The sequence below is a fragment of the Sphingomonas sp. ABOLE genome (assembly GCF_003950455.1).
GTDB lineage: Bacteria > Pseudomonadota > Alphaproteobacteria > Sphingomonadales > Sphingomonadaceae > Sphingomonas > Sphingomonas trueperi.
On sequence record NZ_QQWY01000018.1, the window covers coordinates 13,581 to 36,509 of the forward strand.

Genomic DNA, 22,929 nt, shown 5'->3' on the forward strand with positions numbered 1-22,929 from the left:
ATCCCTTGAAAACCGCGTTAACCATGGTGCGGCTATGCGGCGGCCGGCGCTAAGTTTTGGTTAATTGACGATTTTTCATATTGTTGCGGGCGATCGCAGCATTGTCATGCTTTGTTCACCGCACGGGGCGGATGGTGCGGCAGGACGTTGGACAGGACCAGGATATGGCACGGATCACCCCATGGCTGCTCGGCACGGCGCTGCTCTGCGCAGGCACGCACCCGGCCGCCGCGCAGAACGGGTCGATCGTCACTGCCGGGTCGGCCGAGGTCGATGCCGAGGGCGAGAGCAGCTATCGCTGGATCGATCGCGCCCATGCGCTGTGGGACACGCTGGGCGACGCCCCGCCGGATTACAGCTTCCGCTTCGACGGCGGCACGCCGGTCGCCTGGGAATTGCGCGACGGCTATTGGGTGGTGGCGGAGGACCGGTCCGAGGGCGCGCGCACCTATTTCTTCGCGCCCGGCGAGCGCGGGCCGTTCCTGGTGCGCGAGGCCAATCGCAGCTTCGGCTATCAGGACGGCAATGTCGCTGCGGTCTATGACGGCGGCGGCAGGCTGCTGCCGCGCGACGCGGGGGTGCGCGCGATCGACGAGGGCGAGCGGCTCTACCAGCGCGGGCGGCGTCTGCGGAACGCGCTGCTCGATCGGCAATGGGACGCGGTCGACACCACCAGCTGGGGCGACATGAACCTGTTCTTCGTCGGCATCGATCCCGGCTGGGATTCGGGCTGGCAATATCGCAGCACGGGCTTCGACTTCGCCCAGCAGCAGCGCTGGGCGGCAGAGCGCGCCCGCCGCGCGGCGATGGCGGCGGCGTTCGCGCGCTGGCGGAACGGCGGCTTCCAGGGGCCGCCGCCTGCGGGCCTGGGGCCGCGCTGGCAGCATCGCCCGCCGCGGCCGGGCCGTCCGCCGAACGCGGCGCCGCAGCCCGGGGGCGGGCAGCCGGTCCCGCCGCCGGGTGCCGGCAAGCCGGGGCGACCCTGGATGTGGGGCGGGCTGCCGGGGCAGCGTCCCGACCGGCCCGGTCGTCCGCAGGGCGGCACGCGTCCCACGTCGCCGCCGCCGGGTACCGTGACGACGACGCCGGGTCCGGGCGCGGTCGTGCCGGGACAACCGCCGGCACCTGCCGCGCCTGCGTGGAGCGCCGGTGCGCCGCGTCCGGAGGGCTGGGGTGCCCGGCCGCCGCGCGGGGACGGCAATGGTCGGCCGAACGGGCAGGGTCCGCGCCCCGGCTGGTCGGGCAGCCGCCCGAGCGTCGGCGCCCCGCAGCCCGCATCGCCCCCGGCCGCAGCACCAGCACCGGCACCGGCTACGCCCGCGACGACGGGCCCGCGCCGCGGTGGCGGCTGGATGTCGCCGGGCTGGACGCGCCAGGCCCGCCCCGAAGGCGCCGGCAACCCGCCGCCGCGCCCGGCCTTCCAGCCGCCGACGGCCCACCCCGCCGCCGCCGCGCCGAACCGCCCGAGCTCGCCCCCGGCCGCACGTCCGGCACCGCGACCGCTGCCGGCCCTGCGCGCGCGGCGGGAGGCGCGGGGAGACTGAAGCGGGCGCGCCGCGCGGGGCGCATTACGATTGCAACCGGTTGGCCGCCGGAAGACATCGCGCTGAAGCCGGGCGTGCCTATCCCCCCGTCGCTCAGGGTCGCTCGCGCATCCCGCGCGCGGAGCGACAGGGTCCGGTCGGACCATCCCTGGCGCGGTGGAGACAGCAGTGGCACTGAACACCAACGGCATTCTGACAGACCCGGCCCGCGGCGCCGAGCCGTCCGACTGGGAGCACAGCACGGTAACCCCGGCCGTGACGTTCACCTGGCATCACACCATTCCCTGGAACTGCCTCGCCGCCGTCTGGAACGGCCTGGTCGCGGGGCAACACTGGGCCGCCGTCGAGACCTTCCTGCGACTCGTCTCCGCCCAGGATCCGGCGGGCGCGGTGCGCCAAATCCGTTCGGGCACGCTGATGGACCGCGATCGCCTGCACACCCAGCTGACCTGGCAGGGCTGGAACATCGTGGAGGGCCCCGGCGGCGACTTCCGGGAGGGCGACCCCGGCGAGGGCTATGACAAATGGTCCATTCAGGGCCTCTCGAACAACCAGCGCAGCACGGTGCAGGCCGTTGACCAGCTCTACATGGCGATGCGGCCGCTCGCCGCCCGACCGCCGCGGCCCGGCTTCGCGACGAACGTGCCAAACCTCTCGGCGAACGAGGCCAAGGCGGTCGAGAAGGCGATGTTGCAGCAGATGGCTGCGTTGCGGGGCAAGCCGCCGATGCGGTGGAATCCCGATGCCTGGGAGGTGGTCCGGGAGGGGCAGGCCGATCGCAAGCTGCCGTCTCTGTGGCGGACCCCGCCGATCTGGCGGAAGCGGGCCTGAGGGCGGGCATGCAACGGCGAATTGCCGGGAGCCTCACGTTTCAACGTGATCCTCCCGGCAAGCCGGCTAGCTCGCAACCGAGGTGCTAAACCCGGATCAGCCGTACGCGTACACGATCACGATCCCGGGCGCGCCGGCACCAGCGGAGCGTGCCGCGGTATTGGGCCCCGCCGGCGATCCGCCGCCACCCGAGCCGGGGGACACGCCAGGCGACCCCGGCGACGTCCCCGGCCCGACACCGCCGGCGCCAAAAACGGAATAGGCGCCGTCTCCGGCCATGATCGCATTGGTCGAAATCGCGATGCCTTTGCCGCCGCTACCGCCCTTCGAGTTGATGATATTGCCGCCGGTGGACGTGGCACTCGGGCCACCGCTACCGACGGTAAAGGGAGGCGCGTATAACGGCGTTGCGATCCCTGCAGTACCACCCGGGCAATTGATGATGCTGCCAAAGCTGGTCGCAGACCCAGGGTTTCCGCTGTTGGAACCGGCCGCTGGGGCCGCTCCGCCCGCACCCACAGTCACGGCAACGCCGGAAAATCCGGACGTCAGAAGTGCCTTCGCATAGGCGCCTGCGCCGCCGCCGCTGGCAGCTTGCACCGTACTGCCATTGGTTGCGCCGGCACCGCCGCCGCTACCGCCGCCGCCAACTGCCTCTACGATCACGCGTTGGGTCCCGGCAGGGGGCGTGTATGTTCCACTCGTCGTGAAGGTGGTGACGTCGATCAAGCCCCCCAGCCCCTTGCTTCCGAGGGTTCCGAAGTCTCGCTCGTCGGTGATCATGCTGTTCGTGATCGCCGTGGTGCCGACCTGCAAGATGATCTGTGCGACGGGGGACGTTCCGGCAGGAATGTCCGGAGCAGAGGGGGTTGCACTTTCGGCGCCGGTAACAACCGACACCAGGCCGGTCAGATTGTCGATAACAACGCGATCGATCCGCGCGTTATTTGCCGGCGGCGTGATTGTGGACGAAATCTGCGCCGGCTTCTCCACCAAGGTCTGGCCGATCATGAAGTGACCGGCGTCGACGGCGATGGTCATGTTGGGGAAGCCGATCGCGTGGGGCGCGAAATTATCGCCAAGGCGCGTGAGTACCGAAACCGCACCATCCACGATCGCAGGATAGGAGGACGCCGACTGCGAGGAGCTTTGCGGCTGTACAAATGTCTGAACCGACATGGAAATTCTCCGCATTTACTGTCCCGGACTTACCGGGCAGGAGGAACATAGAGAGAACATCAATCTGTAGGAAAGGGGGCGGCACGAAAATTTCTATTGCCACGGCTCCGGCGTGGCGCGCGCGGCAGTCAGCGTCCGCCCTTGCATCGCAGACAGATGCGCAGCGCCGTCACCGGCCCTTTGCCTCGCCCATTCGGGGGGCGAGTCGACACCCCCTTCGGGATTGCCCGCGTGTGCCCCTTGCGGCACCTCCGTTGCGAAAGGATCGCAACCCATGACCCGCCTCGCTCCCGCGTCCGAAGCGCAGCCCGTCGTGCTGGTCGTCGATGACGATCCGCTGGTGCGCGGATCGCTGGATTCGCTGTTTCGCTCGGTCGATTTCGCGGTGCGCAACTATGGCTCGGCGCAGGAATTTCTCGATGCGCCGCTGCCCGAGACGCCGTGCTGCCTCGTCGTCGACGTCCGGATGCCGCACATGGGGGGCTTCGAGTGCCGCGATCGGCTGGCCGAGCGCGGGGTGGACCTGCCGGTGATCTTCCTCACGGGGCATGGCGACATCCCCATGTCGGTGAAGGCGATGAAGGGCGGGGCGGTGGACTTCCTCACCAAGCCGTTCCGCGACCAGGACATGCTCGATGCGGTCAATGCCGGGCTCGCCCGCGCCGCCGAGCGACGCAGCGCGGCGCAGGAGAGCGCAGGCATGCGCCAGCGCTTCGCCACGCTCACCGCGCGCGAGCGGCAGGTCATGGAAGGCGTGGTGCGGGGCCTGCTCAACAAGCAGATCGCGGGCGAGCTGGGGATCGCCGAGATCACCGTGAAGCTCCACCGCGCCAGCCTGATGCGCAAGATGGGGCTGCGCACCGTTCCCGATCTGGTGCGGGCCGCGGAGTCGCTCGCGCCCCTCGACGGGGTTGCGTAGTTCGCCGAATAACCAAGCGTATAGCTTACAGACGCGCCGGCGCGCCCTAGCTTGGGAGCCAGTCCCGGATGCCCCGGCGACGATGGAGCGGTGCGCGTGTCGGAAAGCCTGGTTGCTGTGGTGGATGACGATGCGCTGGTCCGCGATGCGGCGGCGAGCCTGATTCGCTCCTTCGGCTATCGCACCGCGATCTACCCATCGGCCGACGCCTTTCTCGAGGCGGGCGACGATGCCGCGGACTGTGTGCTCACCGACCTGCAGATGCCCGGTCGATCCGGACTGGAGCTGCGCCAGCAGCTGCGCGAACGCGGATCGACGGTGCCGGTGATCCTGATGACCGCCTATCCCACGCCCGACCTGCGCGCCCGCGCCGCGGCGCTGGACCTGGTGGCGCTGCTCGACAAGCCGGTCGATCCGGACCTGCTGTCCGGCGCGCTGGCGCGGGCGATGGGCTGACGGTGCCGCATCTATGCATCGTCATTCCGGCGAAAGCCGGAATCCATTGGGGGCGCCGTCCCGGCTCCAGCTGGTAACGTGTGGCGTCTGGATCCCGGCTTCCGCCGGGATGACGATCTCTGGGGAGCGCTGAACCTAGGCCGCCAGCGGCAGCTCGATCGCCGCCAGCGCACCGCCATCGGGGTGGTTGCTCAGTGCGATGCGGCCGTCGTGCAGCTCGACGATCGAGCGGCAGATCGACAGGCCCAGCCCCATGCCGCCGGGCTTGGTGGTGACGAAGGTCTCGAACGGCTCGGCGATCTCCGGGGCCAGGCCCGGGCCGTGGTCGCGCAGCAGCAGCAGGACATGGTCGTCCCTGGCGTGGAGCGACAGGTCGAGGCGCTTTTCGGCCATGCCCGCGCCTTCCATCGCCTGCAGCGCGTTGGTGATCAGGTTGAGCAGCAAATGCTTGAGCAGGATTCGGTCGCCGACCACCGTCGGTTCGCCCAGCGGCGCGACATGGATCCGCGCGCCGTGCGCGTCCAGGTCGCGCGCGGCGATGGCGAGCGTGTCCGCAACCAGGCTGCCCAGTCCCAGCGGCTGCATGTCGCACTGCGATCCGCCGACCAGCGAGCGGACCCGCTGGACCACCGCATGGATGTTCGCCACCGCCTGGTTGAGCCCGGCGAGCGACAGACGCACCTCGTCGAGGTTCGGCTCCGGCCGGGCGAGCCAGCGCGCGGCGGAATCGGCATAGCTCTGCACCGCGGAGATCGGCTGGTTGATCTCGTGCGCGATCGAGGCGGACATCGCGCCGATCGCGGCGGTGCGCTGGACGCGCTCCAGCTCGATGCGCGTGCGCTCGATCGTGGTCTCCAGCCGCTTGCGCTGGCGGATGTCGAGGATGCTGCCGGGCACCTGCGCCAGGCAGGTGCCGGGGGCGAGGCTGAAGGCGACGATGATGTCGATCGGCGATCCGTCGGCGGCGATCACCTGGGTCTCGGCCTGGAACATCGGGCGGCGCTCGTCGATCGCGAGGATGCACTCGGCGAAGCTGGCATCGGTCTCGGGCAGGAAGTCGCCCAGCTTGCGGAAGAAGGCGGCCTTGCTGGCCACGCCCATCATGTCGAGCGCGGTCTGGTTGACGTCGGTGATGCGCACCTGGCGGCGGATATGGGCGACGAACTCGGGATGCGCGCGCAGATAGGCGCGCAGATCGGTGACCCCGCACGCGCGCAGGCCCTGGATGGCGGCATCGACGCAGCTGAAATCATGTTCCCAGATCGCGATCGCCAGTGTGTCGGTCATCGTCGCATAGCGGCGCTCCTCGCGCGCGACGCGCTGGTCGAGCACGATGCGGTGGAGCAGCAGCGCGGTGGTGACGGCATTGGCGGCGAGGCTCACCAGCAGGCGCAGCGCGGCTTCGGTCGACGGCGCGTTGCGGTGGACGATGACGAAGCTCGCGATGGTGAGCGCGGCGCAGGCGAGGCTCCAGCCGACCAGCTGGCGCCGATCGAGCCGCGCGCCGGCGAGCAGCAGGACCACCGCGTAGAGCGTGGCGATCGCGCTGTGGAAGCTGGTGAAGCTGTCGATCCAGAAGATGCCGAGCGCGAGCAGCGCGGCGGCGAGCGCGCGCAGCCGGACCCCGTCCAGCGCGGCGTCCAGCCGCGTCCCGCCCGGCAAGACGACGCTGCCGCCGCTCGTGGCCCGATCCCCAAAATCCGACATCGGTGAAGAATGCCGCGGCGACCGCGCTGTCACCAGCCCAAGGCGAGCGGTGGGGTACCCCCCATTTGGGGGGGCGGCGGTGCGATTGCGTGTGGTTCGTGCAAGGCGTGGGCGACGTGCGCGCACGCCGTTATCCCGGCGAAAGCCGGGATCCAGTCGCCTCTCGTTAGCAGCAAGAGCCGCAAGGGCGACCCCAATGGATCCCGGCTTTCGCCGGGATGACGGGTGGTGGGGAGGACGCCGGATTCATCCCGACCCGGCGAACCCCCAGCCTGGCAATCAGATCGCGTTCGCTTCGCTGACCGCTTCGGCCGTGCCCATCAGCGCCGGGAAGAAGCCCTCATGCGCCTTGCGCAGGTCGTCGAGGCTCACGCAGAAATCGCCTTCCTCCATCTCGAAGATGATGCGGTTGGCGATGGTGCGGCCGATCGGGTCGGCGGCGAGGCCGGCCTTGTCGGCGGCGACCAGGAAATCGGCCAGCGCCTCGTCCTTGACGGTCACCACGTACAGGCCCTGGTCCTCGCCGAACCAGCTGCCCGCCACGCCGAAGGGCTGGGGCTGGTCGAGGATCGCGCCGATGTTCGACGCCAGCGCCATTTCGGCCACCGCGACCGCCAGGCCGCCGTCCGCCACGTCGTGGCAGGCGGTGACCGCGCCGCCGCAGATCGCCGAGCGGATGAACGCGCCGGTGCGGCGCTCCATCATCAGGTCGACGGGCGGGGGCGGGCCTTCCTCGCGGCCGCAGATCTCGCGCAGCCAGATCGACTGGCCGAGATGGCCGCCGCGCTCGCCGACCGCGATGATCACGTCGCCGGTGCCCTTGAAGGCGATGGTGCAGTTCTTCTGCCAGTCCTTGAGCAGGCCGATCGCGCCGATCGCGGGGGTCGGCAGGATCGCCGAGCCGCCGCCGGTGGCCTTGCTCTCGTTGTAGAGGCTGACATTGCCCGAGACGATCGGGAAGTCGAGCGCGCGGCAGGCGTCGCTCATGCCTTCGAGGCAGCCGACGATCTGGCCCATGATCTCGGGGCGCTGCGGGTTGGCGAAGTTGAGGCAGTTGGTCACCGCCAGCGGGGTCGCACCCACTGCCGACAGGTTGCGCCAGGCCTCCGCAATCGCCTGCTTGCCGCCCTCGACCGGATCCGCGAAGCAATAGCGCGGGGTGCAGTCGGTGGTGATCGCCAGACCCTTGTCGGTGCCGTGGACGCGGACGACCGCGGCGTCGCCGCCCGGGCGCTGCACGGTGTCGCCGCCGACCATGTGGTCATATTGCTCCCAGATCCAGCGGCGGCTGGCGATGTCCGGCGAACCCATCAGCTTGACGAGATCGGCAGCGGGATCGGTGCATTCGGGCACGTTCTGCAGCTCGGGCTGCTTGGGCGTGGGGACGTGCGGGCGATCGTAGAGCGGCGCCTCGTCGGCCAGCGGGGCGAGCGGGATGTCGCACACCACGTCGCCCTTCCACTTGAGCACCATGCGGCCGGTGTCGGTGACATGGCCGATCACGGCGAAGTCCAGCTCCCACTTGCGGAAGATCGCCTCGGCGAAATCCTCGCGACCGGGCTTGAGCACCATCAGCATGCGCTCCTGGCTTTCGGAGAGCATCATCTCATAGGGCGTCATGCCGGTTTCGCGCTGGGGCACGTCGTCCATGATCAATTCGATGCCGACGCCGCCCTTGGACGCCATCTCGACGCTGGAGGAGGTGAGGCCGGCGGCGCCCATGTCCTGGATCGCGACGATCGCGTCCGAGGCCATCAGCTCGAGGCAGGCCTCGATCAGCAGCTTCTCGGTGAAGGGATCGCCGACTTGGACGGTGGGGCGCTTCTCTTCCGAATCCTCGCCGAAATCGGCCGAGGCCATCGTCGCGCCGTGGATGCCGTCGCGGCCGGTCTTGGAGCCGACATAGACGATCGGATTGCCGACGCCCGAGGCTGCCGAATAGAAGATCTTGTCGGTATCGGCGATGCCCACGGTCATCGCGTTGACCAGGATGTTGCCGTCATAGGCCGGGTGGAAGTTCACCTCGCCGCCCACGGTCGGCACGCCGACGCAATTGCCATAGCCGCCGATGCCGTGGACGACGCCGGCGATCAGATGCTTCATCTTGGGATGATCGGGCCGGCCGAAGCGCAGCGCGTTCATGTTGGCGATCGGGCGCGCGCCCATGGTGAACACGTCGCGCAGGATGCCGCCCACCCCGGTCGCCGCACCCTGATAGGGCTCGATATAGGACGGGTGGTTGTGGCTCTCCATCTTGAAGATCGCCGCCTGGCCGTCGCCGATGTCGACGACGCCGGCATTCTCGCCGGGGCCGCAGATGACCTGCGGGCCGGTGGTCGGCAGCTTCTTCAGGTGGATGCGGCTGGACTTGTAGCTGCAATGCTCGGACCACATCACCGAGAAGATGCCGAGCTCGGTCAGGTTCGGCGCGCGGCCGAGCGCCTTGAGGACGCGGTCATATTCTTCGGGCGAAAGGCCGTGCTCGGCCACGATCTCGGGCGTGATCTGGGTCATGGCCGGACCCCTTAGCGGGGTGTTGCGCGCGCGTCACCCCGGGAGTTGCGGAGGCGGTGGACAACGAGGCGTTAACCTGGCCATGCTAACGTTTGGCATGCTCATCCAGCCTCTCCTCGGCACGGGACTGCGCGTCGGCGATCCGCTGATCCCGCTGCCGGCCGCCTGGGAATGCGATCTCGCGACGAACGCGCTGCGCTGGTCGCCGGGGGTCTATGACCTGTTCGGCATCCCGCACGGCCAGCCGCTGACCCGCGACGAGGTGGTGGGGATGTACACGCCGGAGTCCCAGGCGCTGCTGCGTGAGGTCCGCGACCGGGCGGTGGCGGAAGGGGCCAGCTTCACCATCGACGTGGCGATCCGCCGCCGCGACGGCGCGCTGCGCAAGATGCGCCTGACCGCCGACGTCGAATGCGAAAACGGCCGCCCGGTACGGCTCTACGGCACCAAGCAGGACGTGACGGACGAGTAGCGGCTACAGCACGGCCCAGAGCGTCAGCAGCAGTGCGGTCATCGCGGCATTGAGCGCCATGCCGATGCCGGCGAAGGTGCCGCCGAGCTCGTCCACCTGGAAGGCGCGGGCGGTGCCGAAGCCGTGCGCGGCGACGCCCGCGGCGAACCCGCGCACGCGGTAATCCTGAATCCGCAGGGCGTTGAGCAGCGGCGTCGCGATCATCGCGCCGAACACCCCGGCGATCAGCACCACCACCGCCGCCAGCGCCGGGATGCCCCCCAATTGCTGCGCCAGCGCCATCGCCACCGGGGTCGTCACCGAGCGGGGCGCGACGGTCGCGAGGATCTGGGCGCTGCCCCCGAAGGCCCAGACGATGCCGGTGACGCTTACGATCGCGGTCAGCGATCCGGCGAACAACGCGAGCAGCAGCGGGCCGGCGGCGCGGCGGACCAGCGCGCGGTTGCGCCACAGCGGTACCGCGAGGCCGACCGTCGCCGGGCCGAGCAGGAAGCCCAGCATCGCGGTGTTCTGCGCATAGACCGGGTAGGGGGTACGGGTCGCGAGCAGGATGGCGATCAGCACCGGCGTCGCCAGCAGCACCGGGTGGCAGAGCGGGTGGCGGTTGCTGCGCTTCGACAGGCGGTCGGCGCCCTCGAACACGAGCAGCGTCACCGCGAGCCAGAGCAGCGGCGTGCCCTGGAGCGTGTGCCACGCCGCGGTCACGCCGTCGGCTCCGTGCGCGCGAGCGCCCAGCGGAAGACCAGCGCGGTGACCGCCATCGTCAGCAGCGTCGAGGCGAGCGTGGCGACGACGATCGCCACACCATTTTTGGCCAGCACCGGCCCCTCCTCGATCAGCCCGACCGCGGCGGGGACGAACATCACCGAGAGATGCGCGGTGAGCCAAGCGGAGACCTGGACCAGGGTGGGCCGCTCGCCCGGGCGGAGCAGCAGCCAGCCGAGCAGCAGGAACATGCCGATGACGGCGCCCGGCAGCGGCAGGCCCGAGAGCAGGTGGATCCCCTCGCCGAGCAGCTGGCAGAGGAGCAGGGTGGCGATGGCGGCGATCATGGCGGGATGCCATGCCATGTCGGCGCGGCGCGGTATACTGCGGGGAAAGGAGGGCTGGTTGCTGTGGGCGCACGTGCCTGACACCAAGGGCCTGTTGCATACCCTTGCGCTTCCACGCGCGTCATCCCGGCGAAAGCCGGTATCCAGTCGCCTCTCGGTTTCAGCAAGCGCCGGAACGGAGACCCCAATGGATCCCGGCTTTCGCCGGGATGACGGTAGTGTTGGAGGCTACTCCGCCGCCTCCGCCTGCGCCTCCACCGGCATCAGCGCGGCGATGTTCGCCTGGATCCACTCGACCAGATCCTCGACCTTCGCCGCCGCCTGCTCGCCCAACGGGGTGAGGCTGTATTCGACGTGCGGCGGCACCACCGGCAGGCTGCGGCGGGTAACGAGCTGGTGCGCCTCCAGCTGCTGGAGCGTCTGGGCGAGCATCCGTTCGCTCACCCCGTTCACCCGGCGGCGCAGTTCGCTGAAGCGGCGGGTGCCGCCCTGCAGCGCGACCAGCACGAGCAAACCCCAGCTGCTGGTGATCCGCTTGAGCACCGCGCGCGACGGGCAATCGGGGACGAACACGTCGCCGCGGTCCATCATCGCGGCGAGGGTGCGCGAGGGGGTGCGGGGCGCGTCGTCCGACATTTTTGATACTTACCTTTGTGTGCGTACTTACGATTCGTAAGTGGGGCGCTAGATCGCGCTGGTCAATCCACGATCGGAAGGAAATGCCATGTACGCCGTTACCGGAGCCTCGGGCCAGCTGGGCCGCCTTGTCATCGAATCGCTGCTCGGCAAGGTCGCGCCGAGCGAGATCGTCGCGCTCGCGCGCACGCCCGAGCGCGTCGCCGACCTTGCCGCCAAGGGCGTGACCGTGCGTGCGTTCGACTATGATGCGGCCGAAACGCTGGCCCCGGGGCTGGCGGGCGTGACTCGGCTGCTGCTGATCTCGGGCAATGCGATCGGCAGCCGCGTGCCGCAGCACAAGGCGGTGATCGACGCGGCGAAGACGGCGGGCGTGCAGCTGATCGCCTATACCAGCCTGCTCCGCGCCCAGACCTCGCCGATGCAGATGGCGGTCGAGCACAAGGCGACCGAGGAGCTGCTGGCGGCCAGCGGCGTGCCCGCCGCGCTGCTGCGCAACGGCTGGTATACCGAGAACTACCTGATGAGCGCCGGTCCCGCGATCGCGCATGGCGTGCTGATCGGCAGCGCGGGCGAGGGGCTGGTCTCGGGCGCGGGGCGCGCGGACTATGCCGAGGCGGCGGCGGTGGTGCTGGCGCGGGGGCAGGCGGGCATTTTCGAGCTGGCCGGTGACAGCGGCTTCACCCATGCCGAGCTGGCGGCGGCGCTCGCCGAGGCGTCGGGCAAGCCGGTGGCGTATCAGGACGTGCCGGAGGCCGACTATGCCAAGGCGCTGGAAGGCGCGGGGCTGCCGGGTCCGTTCGCTGCGATCCTTGCTGACAGCGATGCGCGGGTGGCCGATGGGGCGTTGTTCGACGAGTCGAAGACGCTGTCGGGGCTGATCGGCCGGCCGACCACGCCGTGGCGCGAGACCATCGCGGCGGGGGTGCGGGGGTGATAAATTCCTCCCCGGCACGGGGAGGGGGACCATTCGCGCCAGCGAATGGTGGGGGGGCCGCGCCGAAAGGCGCGGAGACCTCACCGCGGGGGATACCGCCGCGTGCGCGGCGGCCCCTCCGCCACCGCCTTCGGCGGCGGTCCCCCTCCCCGTGCCGGGGAGGAACTTTTTACAGGATTTCCCGCACCTTTTCCGGCGGGCGACCCAGCCGCACGCCGCGCTCGGTGACCACCAGCGGACGCTCGATCAGGATCGGGTTGGCCGCCATCGCGTCGAGGATGGTGTCGTCGTCCGCGCCCTTGAGCGGCTTGGCGGCGTCCTCGGCGATGCGCAGGCCTTCGCGCGCGGTCATGCCGGCGCGCTTGTACAGCTCCGCCAGCGTCTCGCGCGTCGGGGGAGCCTTCAGATATTCGATCACCTCCACCTCGACGCCGGCGTCCGTGAGGATCGCCAGCGCCTCGCGCGACTTGGAGCAGCGCGAATTGTGGTAGAGGGTGGCCTTCACGCCGCGGCTGCCTCGTCCTGGCGGGCCAGCCACTCCTCGAGCCACTTGATCGTATAGTCGCCCTTCAGGAACTCGGGATCGTCGAGCAGCGCCTGGTGAAGCGGGATCGTCGTCTTGATGCCGTCGACCACGAACTCTTCCAATGCGCGCTTCAGTCGCAGGATGCAGCCCTCGCGGGTGCGGCCATAGACGATCAGCTTGGCGATCATCGAGTCGTAGTACGGCGGGATCCGGTAGCCCGAATAGATGCCGCTATCGACGCGGACGTGCATGCCGCCCGGCGCGTGGAAATGGGTGATCGTGCCCGGCGAGGGCGCGAAGGTCCGCGGATCCTCGGCGTTGATGCGGCATTCGATCGCATGCCCGCGGAACTCGATGTCCTCCTGGCGCACCGACAGGCCGTGGCCTTCGGCGACTCGGATCTGCTCGCGGACCAGGTCCATGCCGGTGATCATCTCGGTCACCGGATGCTCGACCTGGAGGCGGGTGTTCATCTCGATGAAGTAGAACTCGCCATTTTCCCACAGGAACTCGATCGTGCCGGCGCCGCGATAGCCCATGTCGGACATCGCCTTGGCGACGATGCCGCCCATGTGCGCGCGCTCTTCGGGCGTGATCACCGGCGACAGCGCCTCTTCGAGCACCTTCTGGTGGCGGCGCTGGAGCGAGCAGTCGCGCTCGCCCAGGTGGATCGCGTTGCCGTTGCCGTCGCCGAACACCTGGAACTCGATGTGGCGCGGGTTGCCGAGATACTTTTCGAGATAGACCGTGGCGTCGCCGAACGCGGCCTTCGCTTCCGAGCCCGCCTGCTGCATCAGCGTCTCGAGCTGGTCCTCGCTGGTGCACACCTTCATGCCGCGGCCACCGCCGCCCGAGGCGGCCTTGATGATCACCGGATAGCCGGCCTTGGCGGCGATCGCCTTGGCCTCTTCCAGGTCGCTGATCGGGCCGTCCGAGCCCGGCACCAGCGGCAGGCCGAGCGCGCCGGCGGTGCGCTTCGCCTCGATCTTGTCGCCCATGGTGCGGATATGCTCGGGCTTGGGACCGACGAAGATCAGCCCGTGCGCCTCGACGATCTCGGCGAACTGGGCGTTCTCCGAGAGGAAGCCATAGCCCGGGTGGATCGCATCCGCGCCCGAGATCTCGGCCGCCGAGATGATGTTCGGGATGTTGAGATAGCTCTCCGCCGCGGCCGGCGGGCCGATGCAGATCGCCTCGTCCGCCAGGCGCACATGCATCGCATCGGCATCGGCGGTGGAGTGCACCGCCACCGTCTTGATGCCCATTTCGTGGCAGGCGCGGTGGATGCGCAGCGCGATCTCGCCGCGATTGGCGATCAGCAGCTTCTTGATCTCGGGCATGGCCGTTCCGTTACTCGACCACGACGAGCGGCTGGTCGAACTCGACCGGCTGGCCGTTCTCGACCAGGATCGCTTTCACGGTGCCGGCGGTCGGCGCGTGAATCGGGTTCATCACCTTCATCGCCTCGATGATCAGCAGCGTGTCGCCCGCGGCGACCTGCTGGCCGACCGTGACGAAGGGCTTCGCCTCGGGATTCGGCTTGAGATAGGCGGTGCCGACCATCGGCGACTTGACCGCATTGGCGGCCGGCTGGGGCGCGGCGACGATTTCGGCCGGCGCGGTTGCAGCCGGCGCTGCGGCGAGCATCGGCGCGGCGGGCGCGGCATACTGCACCGCCGCGGGGGCCGCGGTCACCTTGCGGGCGACGCGGACGCGGCGTTCGCCATCCTCGACTTCGATCTCGGTCAGCTGGGTGTCATCGAGCACGGCGGCGAGCTGGCGCACCAGCTCGATGTCGACCATCATTGCACCCGACTTGGTTTCTTCGGCCATACGACCCTTCTTTATGAATTCTACAAATGAAACGGCGCCCTCTGTCAGAGACGCGCGGCGGCTTCAAGCGCGAGAATATAGGATTGTGCCCCGAACCCGGCCACCGTGCCCTTCGCGGCACGGCCGACGAAGCTCACATGGCGGAAGGATTCGCGGGCGTGCGGATTGGAGAGATGCACCTCGATCACCGGCGTTTTGATGCTCTTGATCGCATCGTGTAGCGCGACCGAGGTGTGCGTGTACCCTCCCGGATTTAGTAGGACGGCGCGCGCGCCATCGGCCTGCGCTTCGTGCAGCCAGTCGATCAGATGGCCCTCATGGTTGGATTGGCGCACCTCGACCTCGAGCCCGAGCTCGCGGGCGCGGTCCTCCAGCATGCCGGCAATGTCGTCCAGCGTGTCCGACCCATAGATTTCCGGCTCGCGCAGGCCCAGCAGGTTGAGGTTGGGACCGTTCAAGACGAAGATCGTATCGGCCAAAGCAGGCGCCTTTCGGTTGCGGGCAGGATGCGGTCCTCCCTATATGAGCCGGCGTCCCCGATCAAATCCAAGGCTCTTCATGCATAGCGACGGCACCGTTTCCATCCGCGTCAACGGCGAACACAAGCGCATCACCGCCGGGCTCACCCTCGCGCAGCTCGCGAGCGAGCTGGGGCTGGTGCCCGAGAAGGTGGCGGTGGAACGCAATCTCGAAGTGGTGCCGCGCTCGACGCTGGGCGAGGTCATCGTCGAGGATGGCGACGAGCTGGAAATCGTGCACTTCGTGGGCGGCGGCGACCATGGTGCGCCGCTTGCGGACGACAGCTGGACGGTGGCGGGCAAGACCTTCCGCTCGCGCCTGATCGTCGGCACCGGCAAGTACAAGGATTTCGAGCAGAATGCGGCGGCCGTGGCCGCCTCGGGCGCCGAGATCGTCACCGTGGCGGTGCGCCGGGTGAACGTCAGCGATCCCAAGGCGCCGATGCTCACCGACTATATCGACCCGAAGAAGATCACCTATTTGCCCAACACCGCCGGCTGTTTCGATGCCGACTCGGCGATCCGCACGCTGCGGCTGGCGCGCGAGGCGGGCGGCTGGGAGCTGGTGAAGCTCGAAGTCCTGGGCGAGGCGCGGACGCTCTATCCGGACATGGTCGAGACGCTGCGCGCGACCGAGGTGCTGGCCAAGGAAGGCTTCAAGCCGATGGTCTACTGCGTCGACGATCCCATCGCCGCCAAGCGGCTGGAGGATGCGGGCGCGGTGGCGATCATGCCGCTTGGCGCGCCGATCGGGTCGGGGCTCGGCATCCAGAACCAGGTGACGATCCGGCTGATCGTAGAAGGCGCCAAGGTGCCGGTCCTGGTCGATGCGGGCGTCGGCTCGGCCTCGGACGCGGCGGTGGCGATGGAGCTGGGCTGCGACGGCGTGCTGATGAACACCGCGATCGCCGAGGCCAAGGATCCCATCCTGATGGCGGCGGCGATGAAGGCGGCGGTGGAGGCGGGGCGGCTCTCCTACCGCGCCGGCCGCATGGCGAAGCGCCGCTATGCCGATCCGTCGAGCCCGCTGGCAGGCCTGATCTGATGCGCGGGGCGCTGGCGGCACTGGCATTGATCGGAGTCGCGGGCTGCCATCCGCGGCCGCAGAGCGACCCGATCGAGAATCAGGGACCGATCTCGGCCGAGCCGGTGACGCTGCGCGCCGCCGACGGGATCAAGATCGCGGGCATCTATACCAAGGCGGCCAAGCCCAAGGCGCTGCTGCTGCTGTTCCACCAAGCCGAATCGGGCAAGGACGAATATGCGCTGCTCGCGCCCCAGCTGGCGCAGGCGGGCTATTCGTCGCTCAGGATCGACCAGCGCGCCGGCGGCACGCTGTTCGGGACCAACGAGACGGTGAAGATGCTCGGCCATTCGGCGGGCTATGCGGATGCGAAGCAGGACCTCGATGCGGCGTTTGCGTGGGGGGAGCAGCAGAAGCTGCCGATCCTCCTGTGGGGCAGCAGCTATTCGGCCGCGCTGATCTTCCCGCTCGCCGCCGAGCATCCCGGGCAGGTCAGGGCTCTGCTTGCCTTCTCGCCGGGCGAATATCTCGACGAGAAGGGCGCCGTCGCGCGCGCGGCCAAGAAGGTCTCGGTCCCGATCTTCGTCACGTCGGCGCAGGACGGGAAGGAAGAGGACGCCGCGCGGGAAATCCTCGCCGCATCGCCCTCGACCCAGAAGACGCAGTTCGTGCCCAAGCTGGGCGGGGTGCACGGGTCGTCGACGCTGCTGCGGACCAAGAATCCGGACGGCGCGCAGGAAGCATGGCGCGCGACCATGGCGTTTCTGGGCGAAGTCACGCGCAGCTGATCGGGAACGGTCCGGCCCAACCTTCGTTATTTCAGGCAAGTCGCAGGTGCCGTGTCGTGTGGCACCCGACCTTAGCCAGGAGTATCGATCATGGGCGAGCTGACCGACAAGATCAAAGGCAATCTCAACGAGCTGGCCGGCAAGGTGAAGCAGCAGAGCGGCAACCCGGAAACGCGCGACGAAGGCGCGGCGCAGGAGCTGAAGGGCAAGGCCCAGCAGCTCGGCGGCAAGGTGAAGGGCGCGCTCGGCGACGACATCTGAGGCGCGGAGCAGACCGGACACGAAGCGGGCCGCCCTGGAAGGGGCGGCCCGTTTTCATTTTGGGCTTCTGCTGCTGCGAGGAAGCGCGCCAACCAAGATTCATTGGTAGGTCTCGCTGTCCCATCGCGCGTCATCCCGGCGAAAGCCGGGATCCATTCGCCTCTCGGTCGCAGCAAGAGCCTAGACGGCGACCCCAATGGATCCCGGCTTTCGCCGGGATGACGCCTTGATGGCAGCCGGCATGCTCTTCCATCTACTTCGGCATGCGGACCGTCGCTCAATCCGGCACGTAGAACGCCCACATGTCCGGCTCGACCTGCGCCGCGGCGAAGCGCACCGGCGCCGAGGCCGGGCCGACCTCGCAGATCATGAACGAGAACATCCGATCGGTGTAGAGCGGGTGGGGCAGGCGGACGGTGTCCTTGTTGATCCAGCGCCACTCGCACTGCCAGATCTGCCGACCGCCCAACCGCACGCGATCCCCCCGCTTGCCGAGATGCGCCGTCTTCCACCGCTCTTTCGTCTGCTGTCCCATGCGGGCGATTCTAGGATCGGGTCGGTTAACGGGTTCCTAGCCGTTCAGCGATTTCGCAGCTTCGCAAGTGTCGTCGCCGGGCTGATCACGTCGACATTCGTCTTGCAATGCAACAGCTTGATCCCCGGCTGCGCCAGTGCGAGCGCGAGCGCGGGCGCGAACGCCTCGGTGGTCTCCACGGTGGTCGCCCAGCCGCCGAACGCGCGGGCGAGCGCGGCGAAATCGGGGTTGCGCAGGCTGGTGCCCGAAATTCGCTCCGGGAACGCGCGCTCCTGGTGCATGCGGATCGTGCCATAGGCGCCGTTGTCGACCAGGATCACCAGCAGATCGACGTCGTGCTGGACCGCGGTGGCGAGCTCCTGCCCGTTCATCAGGAAGTCGCCGTCGCCCGCTACCGCCACGACTCGCCGATCGGGGAAGCGCAGCGCTGCGGCGACGGCTGCGGGGACGCCATAGCCCATCGCGCCCGCCGTTGGGGCGAGCTGGCTCGGCTGCGCGGCATAGGGCCAGTAGCGATGCCACCAGCCCGAGAAATTGCCCGCGCCGTTGCAGATAATCGTGTCCGCCGGCAGTTGCGCGCGCATCGCCGCGACGCAGGGCCCGAGATCGAGCGCCACGCCCGCGCGCGGCTTGGGCGTCGACCATTCGAGCCACTCGGCATGCGCGGCGGCGCCGTCGAAGCGGGGCAGGTTGGCCGCTTCCGCCGTGGCCGAGGCCGCGACCGCGAACTCGAACGGCCGCGCGCAGATCGGCAGGTCGACGCGGTAGACGCGGTGGAATTCGCTCGGGTCCGGATGGACGTGGACCAGCGTCTGGCCCGGATGCTCGGGGGTGATCAGGCTGTAGCCGTCGGTGGTCGCCTCGCCGAGCCGCGCGCCGACCACCAGCAGCAGGTCCGCCGCCCTGATCCGCTGGACCAGCTTCGGATTCGGCCCGTAGCCGAGATTGCCCGCCCAGACGGGCGACGCATTGTCGATCGCGTCCTGCCGCCGGAAGGCGCAGGCGACCGGCAAATCGATCGATTCGGCGAAGCGGGCAAAGTCCTCCGCGGTATCCGAATCCCAGCCGCCCCCGCCGACGATCGCGATCGGGCGCTCGGCGTCGCGGAGCAGGTCGTAGAGCTGGTCGAGATCGAAGGCGTCGGCGGCCTGGATCGGCTCGGCGATGGCGGGGCGGTCCACCGCCTCCACCACATCGAGCAGCATGTCCTCGGGCAGCGCGATCACCACCGGCCCGGGCCGGCCCGAGGTCGCGACGTTCCAGGCGCGGGCGACATATTCGGGGATGCGCCGCGCATCCTCGATCCGCGTCGCCCATTTGGCGAGCGGCGCGAACATCGCCGGCAGGTCGACTTCCTGAAAGCCCTCGCGGTCGCGCATGCCGCGGTCGACATCGCCGATGAACAGCAGCATCGGCTGCGAATCCTGCATCGCGACATGCACGCCGATGCTGGCGTTGGTCGCACCCGGCCCGCGCGTTACGAAGCACACGCCCGGCCGCCCGGTCATCGCGCCGTCGGCACAGGCCATGAACGCGGCGCCGCCTTCCTGGCGGCAGGTGACGAGGTCGATGCTCGGCTCGTCATGCAGCGCGTCGAGCACGGCGAGGAAGCTCTCGCCCGGTACGTGGAAGATCCGGTCGCAGCCCTGCGCCACCAGATTGTCGACGAGGATCCTGCCCCCGGTGCGTTTCGTGGTCATGCCGCATGCTAGGGGGAAATGGCGCGAGGGCCAATCCTCCTGCTTCCTCTCCCGCAAGCGGGGGAGGTGGCCACGAAAAAGCCCCGCATCGTCGCCGATGCGGGGCTTTTCGGATCAGCGAGGCGCGGGGGTGCGCCTCACCGCCATTGCGTCGCTCAGAAGCGGTAGCCGATGCCTGCCAGCACCTGGTGACGGATCACGTCCTGCGAGGCGTTGGTGTAGCGATATTCGACCTTGCCGTAATAGTGGCCGAAGCTGCGCTCGACGCCCGCGCCGATGCGCACGCCGTCGAGGTTCTCGGCGTCGCGGAGCTGGCCCGAGCGGGCGATCACGCGGCTGTTGTCATAGCCGACCTTGCCGTACAGCAGGGTCGCCGGTGCCACGACATAGCCGATGCGAACGCCGGCATAGAGATCGCGGCCGCCCTTGATGGTGCCGAGGTCGAAGGTCTTCTTGGTGGTGGTGCCGGTGATTTCACCGTCAACGCCGACAACCAGGTTGCCGCGCTGCAGGTCGTAGCCGGCTGCGCCGCCATAGACGAAGCCCGACGCGCTGATGCCATCCGACTTGATGTTGTCCCAGCCGCCGACGGCTTCGATGCGCGGACCCTGGAAGGTCGCGTCCTGCGCCAGGACGGGGGTTGCGGATGCCATGAGGGCGAGCGCCGTCGCTGCGAAAATACGCATGATCAGATACCTTTGGACTTGTTACTTGTTATAACCGGATGGCCATCCAGACGCCCCAAATAGGCGCTCGGTTCGCAGGCGCAATATGACAGATGGATTACATTGGTATGTGTGGCGAACATGCAACAGTCGGCTCTGCCGTAAGGGAAGGTGGGGCAAAGTTGAAAGCTGGTTCAGGTTCGCTTGACCCCGCCGCCCCGGGAGGATTATCGCCGGGGCGAACATTCGGAGGGAATCGTCGATGGACAAGCTCTACCCCAACGCGAGCGCAGCGCTGGAAGGGCTGCTGTTCGACGGGATGATGATCTGCGCGGGCGGTTTCGGCCTGTGCGGCATTCCCGAGCGGCTGATCGACGCGATCCAGGCTTCGGGCGTCAAGGACCTCACCATCGCCTCGAACAATGCCGGCATCGACAATGAGGGCCTGGGCAAGCTGCTGCGCAGCCGCCAGGTGAAGAAGATGATCTCGTCGTACGTTGGCGAGAACAAGGAGTTCGAGCGGCAGTATCTCTCCGGCGAGCTGGAGGTGGAATTCTGCCCGCAGGGCACGCTCGCCGAGCGCTGCCGGGCCGGCGGCGCGGGCATCCCCGGCTTCTACACCAAGACCGGTGTCGGCACGAAGGTGGCCGAGGGCAAGGAAGTGAAGGTCTTCGACGGCGAGGAATATATCCTCGAGCGCGGCATCCGCGCCGACATCTCGATCATCAAGGGCTGGAAGGCCGACGAGGCGGGCAACCTGATCTTCCGCAAGACCGCGCGCAACTTCAACCAGCCGATGGCCACCGCCAGCCACCTGTGCATTGCCGAGGTGGAGGAAGTGGTGCCGGTCGGCAGCCTCGATCCCGACCAGATCCACCTGCCGGGCATCTATGTGAAGCGGCTGGTCGTCGGCGCGCCCTACGACAAGAAGATCGAGTTCCGCACCGTCCGTCCGCGCGAGGCGGCGTGATCCGGGGCGGGCTGCTGCTGGCAGCCGGGCTGGCATTGTCGGGCTGCGTCGTCGATACCCATGTGGTGCAGGCGCCGCAGGCACCGGCTGCCGCATCCGGCGGCGTGCCGGGCGGCATGCAATATCTCTACGGCTCGGGCGAGGCGGCGGCGCTGAGCGTGCAGGCCTATAACGCGCTGGTCGATCAGACCCGCGCGCGCATGGCCAGGCGCGGTGGGCTGTCGGTCGTGCTGGAGCCCGGCGCGACGCTCGCGGGCCCGCGCTTCCAGCCTTGCGGCGACAAGCCGCCCGCCGCCGTGTTCGATGTTGACGAGACGCTGCTGCTCAACCTCGGGTACGAGGGTGACGATGCGCAGCGTTCGGGCGGCTGGGATTCCGCCCGCTGGGACCGGTGGGAAAAAACCGGTGCGATGAAGGTCGCCGCCGTCCCCGGCGCGGTCGACGCAGTGCGCGCGCTCCGGGCGATGGGCGTGACGGTGGTCTTCAACACCAACCGCGCCGCCGCCAATGCCGAGGAGACCGAAGCCGCGCTGGTCTTCGCGGGCCTCGGCCCTGCCAAGCATGGCGAGACGCTCTTCCTCAAGGGCGATGTCGACGGCAAGTCGGGCAAGGATGCCCGCCGCAACGCGATCGCCCAGCGTTGGTGCGTGGTGGCGATGGGCGGCGACCAGCTCGGCGACTTCACCGACCTGTTCGCCGGCCTCACCCCGCCCGAGCGACGCGCGGCCGCCGCCAGCCCGGCGATCGCCGCGCTCTGGGGCCACGGCTGGTTCGTGCTGCCCAACCCCGTCTACGGAACCGGGCTCGGTTCCACCTATGACCAAACCTTCCCGCCGGCGACGCGCTGGACGGATCCGCAGGAGAAGCACTGATGGCCTGGACCCGCGACGACATGGCGGCGCGCGCCGCGAAGGAGCTGCAGGACGGCTTCTACGTCAATCTCGGCATCGGCATCCCGACGCTGGTGGCGAACCATATCCCGGCCGGGGTGGAGGTGACGCTCCAGTCCGAGAACGGCATGCTCGGCATCGGCCCGTTCCCCTATGAGGGCGACGAGGATCCGGACCTGATCAACGCCGGCAAGCAGACGATCAGCGAACTACCCAGCTCGGTCTATTTCAGCTCGGCGGACAGCTTCGCGATGATCCGCGGCGGGCATATCGACCTCACCGTGCTCGGCGCGATGGAAGTGAGCCAGGGCGGCGACATCGCCAACTGGATGATCCCGGGCAAGATGATCAAGGGCATGGGCGGCGCGATGGACCTGGTCGCGGGCGTGAAGAAGATCATCGTGGTGATGGAGCATACCGCCAAGGACGGCAGCCCGAAGTTCATCCCCGACTGCACCCTGCCGCTGACGGGCAGGAATGTGGTGGACATGATCATCACGGACCTCGCGGTGTTTTCGCGCGTGGACCATGGCTCGCCGTTCCGGCTGGTGGAGCTGGCGCCGGGGGTGACTGCGGAGGAAGTCGCGGCGAAGACCACGGCGCAGTATGAGGTGGCGCTCGCAACGGCGTAAGGTACTGATTTTATCCTCCCCCGCCAGGGGGGGGGCGCGCCAGCGGGTCGGAGGGGGAAGATGCCAGAACGGCCGCCGTCGTGCATCCTCCCCCTCCGCCGCCTTTGGCGCCACCTCCACCTGGCGGGGGAGGATTTGGGAGCTGGCTACGGAGCTTCACAACAAGCCGTGGCGGTATTCGGGCAGGGCGTCCGTTGCGTCTGATACGTGCCCGTCTTTACAGCCTGCCTTAGCCCGTTCGTTTGCCCATTGCTGGTAATGCTCTGCAGCTTCAGGTGGCGAGCTTCTGCAAATCTCCGGTGCTTCTGCCTTGCAACCTTCCAAGCTGCAGAGTGCTGCC

25 protein-coding genes are annotated in these 22,929 nt (G+C 68.7%); 12 read left to right on the forward strand and 13 right to left on the reverse strand.

Annotated elements, in window-relative coordinates; genetic code table 11:
• Nucleotides 1-164 precede the first annotated feature (164 nt).
• On the forward strand, nucleotides 165-1,544 hold the full coding sequence (locus CA234_RS12525; RefSeq protein ID WP_126001841.1) for a hypothetical protein: 1,380 nt from the start codon (nucleotides 165-167) through the stop codon (nucleotides 1,542-1,544).
• A gap of 168 nt (nucleotides 1,545-1,712) precedes the next feature.
• Nucleotides 1,713-2,375: a hypothetical protein gene (locus CA234_RS12530; RefSeq protein ID WP_125975599.1), complete on the forward strand. Its 663-nt coding sequence runs from the start codon at nucleotides 1,713-1,715 to the stop codon at nucleotides 2,373-2,375.
• Between the two features lie 96 nt (nucleotides 2,376-2,471).
• Here CA234_RS12530 and CA234_RS12535 read toward each other — a convergent pair whose 3' ends face one another.
• Nucleotides 2,472-3,554 carry a hypothetical protein gene (locus CA234_RS12535; protein WP_125975602.1) on the reverse strand — a complete coding sequence of 361 codons (1,083 nt, stop codon included), beginning with the start codon at nucleotides 3,552-3,554 and terminating at the stop codon, nucleotides 2,472-2,474.
• Between the two features lie 274 nt (nucleotides 3,555-3,828).
• Here CA234_RS12535 and CA234_RS12540 point away from each other — a divergent pair, with 274 nt between their 5' ends.
• Nucleotides 3,829-4,473: a response regulator transcription factor gene (locus CA234_RS12540; RefSeq protein WP_125975604.1), complete on the forward strand. Its 645-nt coding sequence runs from the start codon at nucleotides 3,829-3,831 to the stop codon at nucleotides 4,471-4,473.
• Nucleotides 4,474-4,569: 96 nt separating this feature from the next.
• Nucleotides 4,570-4,929 carry a response regulator gene (locus tag CA234_RS12545; RefSeq protein WP_164521804.1) on the forward strand — a complete coding sequence of 120 codons (360 nt, stop codon included), beginning with the start codon at nucleotides 4,570-4,572 and terminating at the stop codon, nucleotides 4,927-4,929.
• A gap of 135 nt (nucleotides 4,930-5,064) precedes the next feature.
• Here CA234_RS12545 and CA234_RS12550 read toward each other — a convergent pair whose 3' ends face one another.
• Nucleotides 5,065-6,636, reverse strand: a complete 1,572-nt coding sequence (locus tag CA234_RS12550) for a PAS domain-containing sensor histidine kinase (RefSeq protein ID WP_125975608.1) — start codon at nucleotides 6,634-6,636, stop codon at nucleotides 5,065-5,067.
• A gap of 279 nt (nucleotides 6,637-6,915) precedes the next feature.
• A complete protein-coding gene (purL, locus tag CA234_RS12555; RefSeq protein WP_125975610.1) occupies nucleotides 6,916-9,150 on the reverse strand; it encodes a phosphoribosylformylglycinamidine synthase subunit PurL in 2,235 nt (744 codons plus the stop codon).
• Nucleotides 9,151-9,247: 97 nt separating this feature from the next.
• Here purL and CA234_RS12560 point away from each other — a divergent pair, with 97 nt between their 5' ends.
• Nucleotides 9,248-9,622 (forward strand): PAS domain-containing protein, encoded by a 375-nt coding sequence (locus CA234_RS12560; RefSeq protein ID WP_125975612.1) that lies wholly within the window; start codon nucleotides 9,248-9,250, stop codon nucleotides 9,620-9,622.
• Between the two features lie 3 nt (nucleotides 9,623-9,625).
• Here CA234_RS12560 and CA234_RS12565 read toward each other — a convergent pair whose 3' ends face one another.
• The 3 genes from CA234_RS12565 to CA234_RS12575 form a co-directional block, all read right to left on the reverse strand.
• Nucleotides 9,626-10,327 carry an LrgB family protein gene (locus tag CA234_RS12565; protein ID WP_126001842.1) on the reverse strand — a complete coding sequence of 234 codons (702 nt, stop codon included), beginning with the start codon at nucleotides 10,325-10,327 and terminating at the stop codon, nucleotides 9,626-9,628.
• Complete coding sequence (locus CA234_RS12570; RefSeq protein ID WP_125975616.1) at nucleotides 10,324-10,674, reverse strand: CidA/LrgA family protein; 351 nt, start codon at nucleotides 10,672-10,674, stop codon at nucleotides 10,324-10,326. Before CA234_RS12570 ends, CA234_RS12565 begins: the two co-directional genes overlap by 4 nt.
• A 228-nt stretch (nucleotides 10,675-10,902) precedes the next feature.
• Nucleotides 10,903-11,310: a helix-turn-helix domain-containing protein gene (locus CA234_RS12575; RefSeq protein WP_126001843.1), complete on the reverse strand. Its 408-nt coding sequence runs from the start codon at nucleotides 11,308-11,310 to the stop codon at nucleotides 10,903-10,905.
• Nucleotides 11,311-11,398: 88 nt separating this feature from the next.
• Here CA234_RS12575 and CA234_RS12580 point away from each other — a divergent pair, with 88 nt between their 5' ends.
• The gene (locus CA234_RS12580) at nucleotides 11,399-12,247 is read left to right on the forward strand and encodes an SDR family oxidoreductase (RefSeq protein ID WP_126001844.1); all 849 of its coding nucleotides are present in this window, start codon (nucleotides 11,399-11,401) and stop codon (nucleotides 12,245-12,247) included.
• Between the two features lie 169 nt (nucleotides 12,248-12,416).
• Here CA234_RS12580 and arsC read toward each other — a convergent pair whose 3' ends face one another.
• From arsC to aroQ, 4 genes are read right to left on the reverse strand one after another with little or no spacing between them, the layout of a single operon-like run.
• On the reverse strand, nucleotides 12,417-12,752 hold the full coding sequence (arsC, locus tag CA234_RS12585) for an arsenate reductase (glutaredoxin) (RefSeq protein WP_126001845.1): 336 nt from the start codon (nucleotides 12,750-12,752) through the stop codon (nucleotides 12,417-12,419).
• A complete protein-coding gene (accC, locus tag CA234_RS12590; protein WP_125975624.1) occupies nucleotides 12,749-14,113 on the reverse strand; it encodes an acetyl-CoA carboxylase biotin carboxylase subunit in 1,365 nt (454 codons plus the stop codon). Before accC ends, arsC begins: the two co-directional genes overlap by 4 nt.
• 10 nt (nucleotides 14,114-14,123) lie before the next feature.
• Nucleotides 14,124-14,606, reverse strand: coding sequence for an acetyl-CoA carboxylase biotin carboxyl carrier protein (gene accB / locus CA234_RS12595; protein WP_126001846.1), 483 nt, complete (start codon nucleotides 14,604-14,606; stop codon nucleotides 14,124-14,126).
• Between the two features lie 44 nt (nucleotides 14,607-14,650).
• Complete coding sequence (gene aroQ, locus CA234_RS12600) at nucleotides 14,651-15,085, reverse strand: type II 3-dehydroquinate dehydratase (RefSeq protein WP_125975628.1); 435 nt, start codon at nucleotides 15,083-15,085, stop codon at nucleotides 14,651-14,653.
• A 79-nt stretch (nucleotides 15,086-15,164) separates the two neighbouring features.
• On the opposite strand from aroQ, the gene thiS reads away from it, so the two are divergent.
• From thiS to CA234_RS12615, 3 genes are all read left to right on the forward strand, one after another.
• Entirely contained in the window at nucleotides 15,165-16,169 is a 1,005-nt protein-coding gene (thiS, locus tag CA234_RS12605; protein ID WP_126001847.1) for a sulfur carrier protein ThiS, read from the forward strand.
• Nucleotides 16,169-16,936, forward strand: a complete 768-nt coding sequence (locus tag CA234_RS12610; protein ID WP_126001848.1) for an alpha/beta hydrolase — start codon at nucleotides 16,169-16,171, stop codon at nucleotides 16,934-16,936. Before thiS ends, CA234_RS12610 begins: the two co-directional genes overlap by 1 nt.
• 90 nt (nucleotides 16,937-17,026) lie before the next feature.
• Nucleotides 17,027-17,197: a CsbD family protein gene (locus tag CA234_RS12615; protein ID WP_066719684.1), complete on the forward strand. Its 171-nt coding sequence runs from the start codon at nucleotides 17,027-17,029 to the stop codon at nucleotides 17,195-17,197.
• Between the two features lie 277 nt (nucleotides 17,198-17,474).
• On the opposite strand, the gene CA234_RS12620 is transcribed toward CA234_RS12615, so the two are convergent.
• From CA234_RS12620 to CA234_RS12630, 3 genes are all read right to left on the reverse strand, one after another.
• Nucleotides 17,475-17,732 (reverse strand): hypothetical protein, encoded by a 258-nt coding sequence (locus CA234_RS12620; RefSeq protein ID WP_125975634.1) that lies wholly within the window; start codon nucleotides 17,730-17,732, stop codon nucleotides 17,475-17,477.
• Between the two features lie 44 nt (nucleotides 17,733-17,776).
• On the reverse strand, nucleotides 17,777-19,432 hold the full coding sequence (locus CA234_RS12625; protein WP_126001849.1) for a thiamine pyrophosphate-binding protein: 1,656 nt from the start codon (nucleotides 19,430-19,432) through the stop codon (nucleotides 17,777-17,779).
• A 155-nt stretch (nucleotides 19,433-19,587) separates the two neighbouring features.
• The gene (locus tag CA234_RS12630) at nucleotides 19,588-20,118 is read right to left on the reverse strand and encodes a porin family protein (RefSeq protein ID WP_126001850.1); all 531 of its coding nucleotides are present in this window, start codon (nucleotides 20,116-20,118) and stop codon (nucleotides 19,588-19,590) included.
• A 241-nt stretch (nucleotides 20,119-20,359) separates the two neighbouring features.
• Between CA234_RS12630 and CA234_RS12635 the strand changes: the two genes are divergently transcribed.
• From CA234_RS12635 to CA234_RS12645, 3 genes are read left to right on the forward strand one after another with little or no spacing between them, the layout of a single operon-like run.
• The gene (locus CA234_RS12635; RefSeq protein ID WP_125975641.1) at nucleotides 20,360-21,067 is read left to right on the forward strand and encodes a CoA transferase subunit A; all 708 of its coding nucleotides are present in this window, start codon (nucleotides 20,360-20,362) and stop codon (nucleotides 21,065-21,067) included.
• Nucleotides 21,064-21,939 carry an HAD family acid phosphatase gene (locus CA234_RS12640; protein ID WP_206431188.1) on the forward strand — a complete coding sequence of 292 codons (876 nt, stop codon included), beginning with the start codon at nucleotides 21,064-21,066 and terminating at the stop codon, nucleotides 21,937-21,939. Before CA234_RS12635 ends, CA234_RS12640 begins: the two co-directional genes overlap by 4 nt.
• Nucleotides 21,939-22,589 carry a CoA transferase subunit B gene (locus tag CA234_RS12645; protein ID WP_125975642.1) on the forward strand — a complete coding sequence of 217 codons (651 nt, stop codon included), beginning with the start codon at nucleotides 21,939-21,941 and terminating at the stop codon, nucleotides 22,587-22,589. Before CA234_RS12640 ends, CA234_RS12645 begins: the two co-directional genes overlap by 1 nt.
• The last annotated feature ends 340 nt before the right edge of the window (nucleotides 22,590-22,929 follow it).